The organism is Endozoicomonas sp. Z74, from assembly GCF_057680865.1.
The window spans coordinates 21,340-27,399 of record NZ_JBLYZI010000077.1 but is presented as its reverse complement, the minus strand read 5'-3'; the positions used below and the strand labels follow the sequence as shown (position 1 = coordinate 27,399).

6 protein-coding genes are annotated in these 6,060 nt (G+C 52.1%); 1 reads left to right on the top strand and 5 read right to left on the bottom strand.

What is annotated here, in order from left to right; genetic code table 11:
- Positions 1 to 121: 121 nt before the first annotated feature.
- A complete protein-coding gene (locus ACNRUY_RS18915) occupies positions 122 to 718 on the top strand; it encodes a hypothetical protein (protein ID WP_488113216.1) in 597 nt (198 codons plus the stop codon).
- Positions 719 to 1,051: 333 nt separating this feature from the next.
- Here the strand turns inward: ACNRUY_RS18915 and ACNRUY_RS18910 are convergent, their stop codons facing one another.
- The 5 genes from ACNRUY_RS18910 to ACNRUY_RS18890 form a co-directional block, all read right to left on the bottom strand.
- A complete protein-coding gene (locus ACNRUY_RS18910; protein ID WP_488113215.1) occupies positions 1,052 to 1,603 on the bottom strand; it encodes a cupin domain-containing protein in 552 nt (183 codons plus the stop codon).
- A gap of 188 nt (positions 1,604 to 1,791) precedes the next feature.
- Positions 1,792 to 2,748, bottom strand: a complete 957-nt coding sequence (locus tag ACNRUY_RS18905) for an ABC transporter permease subunit (protein WP_488113214.1) — start codon at positions 2,746 to 2,748, stop codon at positions 1,792 to 1,794.
- Complete coding sequence (locus ACNRUY_RS18900; RefSeq protein ID WP_488113213.1) at positions 2,738 to 3,661, bottom strand: ABC transporter permease subunit; 924 nt, start codon at positions 3,659 to 3,661, stop codon at positions 2,738 to 2,740. The genes ACNRUY_RS18905 and ACNRUY_RS18900 overlap by 11 nt, the downstream gene beginning before the upstream one ends.
- Positions 3,662 to 3,674: 13 nt before the next feature.
- Positions 3,675 to 4,844, bottom strand: a complete 1,170-nt coding sequence (gene potA, locus ACNRUY_RS18895; protein ID WP_488113212.1) for a polyamine ABC transporter ATP-binding protein — start codon at positions 4,842 to 4,844, stop codon at positions 3,675 to 3,677.
- Positions 4,845 to 4,935: 91 nt separating this feature from the next.
- Entirely contained in the window at positions 4,936 to 6,054 is a 1,119-nt protein-coding gene (locus ACNRUY_RS18890) for an extracellular solute-binding protein (RefSeq protein WP_488113211.1), read from the bottom strand.
- Positions 6,055 to 6,060 lie beyond the last annotated feature (6 nt).

Genomic DNA, 6,060 nt, shown 5'->3' with positions numbered 1-6,060 from the left:
CATTTTTGCCAGAAAGCGCTCTTTGCGGGTGGTTCTGCGTTTATGGACAAACTCACTGTCTGCGAAACTAAGCTGGCTCATGGACAGAAACTCAAGCTGGAAGCGATGGGAGTATTATCTCATGGCTAGGGACTTAATCGCACCTTCCCTAGTCGTTAAAAAATGGCCATTGCTTGGTCCTGGATTTTTTAATGATGTGCTGTGGATTGATTTTGCAGGTTGGAATTCTAAGATGTTCTCAGAAAGATTTCCTGATATTGATTTGATGCTTGTATCTGATTCTTATAATATGTATGACGGTTATAGTCCTTCTACACAAAAGATCTGGGTGGGGAGCCTTGATGGTTATGCCTCAGTTATGTATGTTGTCGTTAACTTCCGGAGTTCAACTGCTAAAAATCATGGGCTGGTAACATACAAAGGCAGAGTTGAGTCGGGTGCTCTAGGTGAGCGGGTGTCTTTCAGTTCTTCAAATGAACACCTCACCGACGATGAGTCTGACCAGATCATCATGACGATGAAAACTAAGGTGATAGGGGGGGTATATATGGGGCCTGATGGGCGTGTAGCATTAACGAACGTTTTCATAGTACGACTAAAGGAACCGAGTACAATTTCAAGTATGAGGGCTCAATACGATAGTATTATTGAAGATAATGTTGAATGCTTAACTGAAATTACTCTTGAGTATGATCCTTATACATACCGTCAGCAGTAGTTTCTACCTGCCTCAATATTACCGGATTGCAACGGTAGGGTCTAGTTAAGCACAGGAGCCTTTACCATGAGGCCTGAACAGCGAAAGCAAGGCTTCACCCTATGGCAGATATGTAGAGCAATTGTAGAAAGCCTAATCTGTTGGTGGCTTAACCCTCTACTTTTAACTGTTGCTAAAAAAAGGGGGGATTACCTGCCAGGGGAGTAAAGTCAAGGAAGCATTTGTAAAACATATACAGGACTCATTCCTTCCTTAATGAATGGTTGTCTTTTACATTGGTAGACAACCATTTATCTGTAAAGTAACCGCTCTTAAGACATTATCAAAAAGCCCTCAGAAATTACTGGGCGTTGTACAGCTGATCAGGCGGCAGTCTTCGTCTTCATTGGGATTACGAAAACGGTGGGGGCGGTTACTGTCGAAATAGTAGCTGTCCCCTGTGGAAAGAATATACACATCATTGCCAACGGTTAATTCCACAGAGCCTTCGATAACGATGCCTGCTTCCTCGCCTTCATGGCAGAGCATTTCTTCACCGGTATCGGAGCCAGCAGGGTAAAATTCGTCCATAAACGACATGGCCCGGTTGGTTTTGTGCTGGCCGATCACCTGGATGCGGATCTGGTCAAGCACCATGGGCATGATGTCTCCGGATCGATAGACCACCGGCTCATAACCCTGCTCATCCATTTCCAGGGAGAAAAAGGTCACCAGGGACATGGGAATGCCGCCGAGCACTTTCTTCAGTGAGCTGACCGAAGGGCTGACGCTGTTTTTCTCAATCATGGAGATGGTGCTGTTTGTCACACCGGCCCGTTTGGCAAGCTCCCTCTGGGACAGGTTGTGCATGGTACGAACGGCTTTTAATCGTGTGCCAACATCCAAAACAAATCCTCCTTGGTATCCCTCTCCAGCAACCCGTCACATCGTCATCCATACGGGCTGGTACCTCTGGAGAGTCATGATGGCCAGCTTCACAGGAGGCTGGCTCATGGTCTTTTATTGTTCTTCGTTTGACTCCTTCGTATGCATTACGGGAGTCAAGTCTCAGCCTGAAACAATCAGCCAATCCGTCAGGCTGAGGCTGGTTCCTTTTTACCAACCCTGATGGCAGATGTCACCCGACGGTTGTGCAGAGGCACCTGTGTTCGATCTGCAGGTACTGTGTTTTCAGTACTTTCCAGATCCGATGCCATATCCATCTGCATCATCTGCAGGCGGCGGGCTTCCTGTCGTCGCAGAACCCACCAGGTGACAAAGGCCGCCAGGGATACGGCCAGGATGATCAGGGTGGCCAGGGCGTTCACCTTGGGGCTGACTCCCAGTCGCACTGAGGAAAAGACCACCATGGGCAGAGTGGTGGCCCCGGGGCCGGAGACAAAGCTGGCGATCACCAGATCATCAAGAGACAGGGTAAACGATAACAGCCAGCCCGCTGCCATGGCCGGAGCAATGCCGGGCAGGGTGATCAGGAAAAATGTTTTTACCGGAGGAGCCCCCAGATCCATTGCCGCCTCCTCAATGGAGCGGTCCACTTCCCTGAGCCTTGAGGAAATGACCACCGTCGCATAGGCGGTACAGAAGGTGACATGGGCGATCCAGATGGTCAGCATGCCCCGGTCTGCAGGCCAGCCGATGCTGTTGGCCATGGCCACAAACAGCAGCAGCAGGGAAAGACCGGTAATCACATCGGGCATGACCAATGGGGCGGTAATCATACTGGAAAACGCGGTTTTTCCCCGGAAGCTTCGATAGCGGGCGATCACAAAGGCCGCCATGGTGCCAAGCACCACCGCCATGCAGGAACTCCAGAAGGCAATGCGCAGGCTCATCCAGATGGCCCCCAGCATCTGGTCGTCCTGCCAGAGTTCGCTGTACCATTTGGTGGAAAACCCCGCCCAGACGGTCACCAGCCTGGATTCGTTAAAGGAGTAAATCACCAGAATCAACATGGGCAGGTAAAGGAAGACCAGGCCCAGAATCAGAATCCAGTTGGAGAAGGTCAGGCTGGTTTTTTTCTCAGTGCTCATCGGCATTCTCCAGCTCTTTGGATTGGTAGTGGTGGAACAGAGCCATGGGGATAATCAACAGCAGCAGCATCACCATGGCCAGGGCTGAAGCAACGGGCCAGTCCCGGTTATTGAAGAATTCCTGCCAGAGCACCCGGCCGATCATCAGGGAGTCCGGGCCTCCCAGCAGCTCTGGAATAACAAACTCACCCACAGCGGGAATAAAGACCAGCATGGAGCCGGCAATGACTCCGGACCTGGACAGGGGCAGGGTCACCGTCAGAAACGTTTTCCAGGGCCGGGCGCCCAGGTCGGCAGAAGCCTCCAGAAGGGATTGGTCGTGTTTCACCAGGTTCGCGTAGAGAGGCAGCACCATAAAGGGCAGGTAGGCATACACAATCCCGATGTAAACGGCAAAGTTGGTATTGAGCATGATGATCGGGTCATCAATAACGCCCAATGCCATCAGCAGATTGTTGATCAGGCCATTGTTTTTCAGCAGCCCCATCCAGGCATAAACCCGGATCAGGAAAGAGGTCCAGGAAGGCAACAGGATCAACAGCAGCAGGGTCGTCTGCATATGCCGGGGCGCCCTGGCCATGGCATAGGCCATGGGGTAGCCCAGCAAAAGACAGAGCAGGGTGGCATTAAAGGCGATGTTAACCGAGCCAAGATAGGCCTTGATGTACATATCGTCTTCAGCAAGAAACAGGTAATTCCCCAGGTTCAGGGCAATGTTCAGAGTTTCATCGGTGAACTCAACGATGCTGGTATAGGGGGGAATGGCGATGACCATTTCCGATAGGCTGATTTTCAGCACCATGGCAAAGGGCACCAGGAAAAACAGCAGCAGCCAGAGATAGGGGGTTCCAATCAGGAAGCGTCTTCCCAGGCTCGTCGGCATTCGCCGGGCCATTGACAACAGGACATTCATCCGGGTTACCTCCTCAGCTGTTGAGCACCACTGGGCTGGACTCTTCCCAGCTGACGTAGACCGGGTCATTCCAGGTGGGTCTTTCACCATGGCGTTCGGTATTGGCCATATTGGCCTGCACGATTTTTCCGGACTCCAGCTTGATGTAGTACACGGAATGGGTGCCCAGATAGGCGATATCGTCGATGGTGCCCGCGGACCAGTTATTGGCTGAATCGGGCTTTTCCCGGGAAATGCGGGTTTTTTCCGGCCGGATGGCTACCCAGACATCAGGGTTTTCCAGCGCTGAGGAGATACCGTGGCCAATTCTGACCGGGGCGTTGAGCAGGTGTGATTCAATGACGACGTGATCGGCCTCATCCTGGGTGATCTGGCCTTCAAACATGTTGACACTGCCAATGAACTCGGCGGTCATCCGGCAGTTGGGGGTTTCATAGATATCCGTGGGCGTTCCGGTCTGGACAATCCATCCGGCATCCATAATGCCGATCCGGTCAGCCATGGTCATGGCCTCTTCCTGGTCGTGGGTGACCATAAGGCAGGTGACGCCCACCTGCTCAATGATTTCCACCACTTCCAGCTGCATGCGTGTACGCAGCTTTTTATCCAGGGCCCCCATGGGTTCGTCCAGCAGCAGAAGCTGGGGGCGTTTTGCCAGGCTTCTGGCCAGGGCCACTCGCTGACGCTGGCCTCCCGATAACTGATGAGGTTTGCGCCGGGCATACTGGCTCATATGCACCAGATTCAGCATTTCTGCCACCCGGTCGGCAATGTCCGGCTTTGACAGGTTGTCCTGTTTCAGGCCAAAGGCGATGTTCTGCTCCACGGTCATATGGGGAAAGAGAGCATAGGACTGAAACATCATATTGATGGGGCGCTCATAGGGGGGCAGGTCAGTAATATCCTGACCGCCCAGAATAATGCGCCCGGAGGTGGGTTTCTCAAAACCGGCCAGTATTCTCAATAACGTGGACTTGCCGGACCCTGAAGCTCCCAGCAGGGCAAAAATTTCGCCCCTGGGAAGCTCAAGAGAGACATCGTCCACCGCCACAATGCCATCAAACTGTTTGGTGACATCCTTGATTTGCAGCATGGTTTCCTTACGGACCCGCCCGGAGGGACGGGCAGTACCGTCCTGTGGGGAGTCCGGTCCGGGGGATGAGGGGCTGACGGGTTCTGACATTGGGTACACCTTGTTGTTTTTTTTATACCGGCCAGTGCCTCCTTTTGGGAAGCACTGGCACTGTCGTCGGTTCTACCGTTTTTCAGGGGAGTTATTTTCCGGTTTTTACCCGGGTAAAGGTACGGTTTACCAGGCGGTCAATTTTTGGGGGGAGCACTTCAAACACATAGAGGTTTTTCTCTGCCTCTCTGGTTGGGTAAATGCCAGGGTTTTCCCGAACCTCTTCATCCACCATTGCTACAGACGTTTTATTGCCGCTGGCATAAGCCACATAGTTACTGACTTCAGCGATCACTTCAGGCTTCAGCAGGTAGTTCAGGAAGGCATAAGCTTCGTCTACATTTTCAGCATCTTTGGGAATGGCCAGCATATCAAACCACATCCCGGCACCCTCTTTTGGAATGACATACTCAACCGCTACGCCATTATCGGCCTCATCAGCCCGGTCACTGGCCTGGAGAATATCGCCGGACCAGCCAACGGCCACACAGATATCACCATTGGCCAAGTCACTGATGAACTTGGAAGAGTGAAAGTAAGTAATGCTTGGGCGTACTTTCAGGAGCAGTTTTTCTGCCTTGGCATAATCTCCCTTGTTTTTGGAGTTAGGGTCCAGTCCCAGGTATTTCAGAGCTGCGGGCACGATTTCGGTTGGTGCGTCCAGGAACGCAACACCACACTGACTCAATTTGCTGATATTTTCTTCTTTAAAGACCAGGTCCCAGCTGTCTGTAGGGGCATTTTTGCCGAGGAACTTTTCAACCAGATCGGGGTTGTAGCCAATACCTGTAGTGCCCCAGAGATAGGGAAAAGCATGCTGGTTGCCATTGTCGTAGGTTTCCAGACGGTTCATCAGGCCTCCATCAAGATGCTTCCAGCCTTCCAGCTTTTTTTTGTCCAGGGGCGCAAAAACCCCGGCCTGAATCTGTCGGGCCATGAAAGAAGCGGAGGGCACCACAATATCATAACCGGTCTTCCCGGAGAGCAGCTTGGCTTCTAGCACTTCATTGCTGTCAAACACATCGTAGCGGACCTGGATGCCGGTCTCTTTTTCAAAGTTGGCGATGGTGTCTTCGGCGATATAATCGGACCAGTTGTAAACATTCAGGGTCCGTTCTTTGCTGTCGGCGTTGGCCAATGCCAGGGGGGAGGCCGTCAGTGTGCAGGTGATCGCTGCAGTAAGCAGGGATTTTCCCAGTGTTCTGATCATGGTTCA

Excerpts from the sequence above, each read along its gene's own strand:
- ACNRUY_RS18915 (WP_488113216.1), top strand. The coding sequence starts at position 122 with ATGGCTAGGGACTTAATCGCACCTTCCCTAGTCGTTAAAAAATGGCCA.
- ACNRUY_RS18890 (WP_488113211.1), bottom strand. The coding sequence starts at position 6,054 with ATGATCAGAACACTGGGAAAATCCCTGCTTACTGCAGCGATCACCTGC.
- ACNRUY_RS18900 (WP_488113213.1), bottom strand. The coding sequence starts at position 3,661 with ATGAATGTCCTGTTGTCAATGGCCCGGCGAATGCCGACGAGCCTGGGA.
- potA (WP_488113212.1), bottom strand. The coding sequence starts at position 4,844 with ATGTCAGAACCCGTCAGCCCCTCATCCCCCGGACCGGACTCCCCACAG.
- ACNRUY_RS18905 (WP_488113214.1), bottom strand. The coding sequence starts at position 2,748 with ATGAGCACTGAGAAAAAAACCAGCCTGACCTTCTCCAACTGGATTCTG.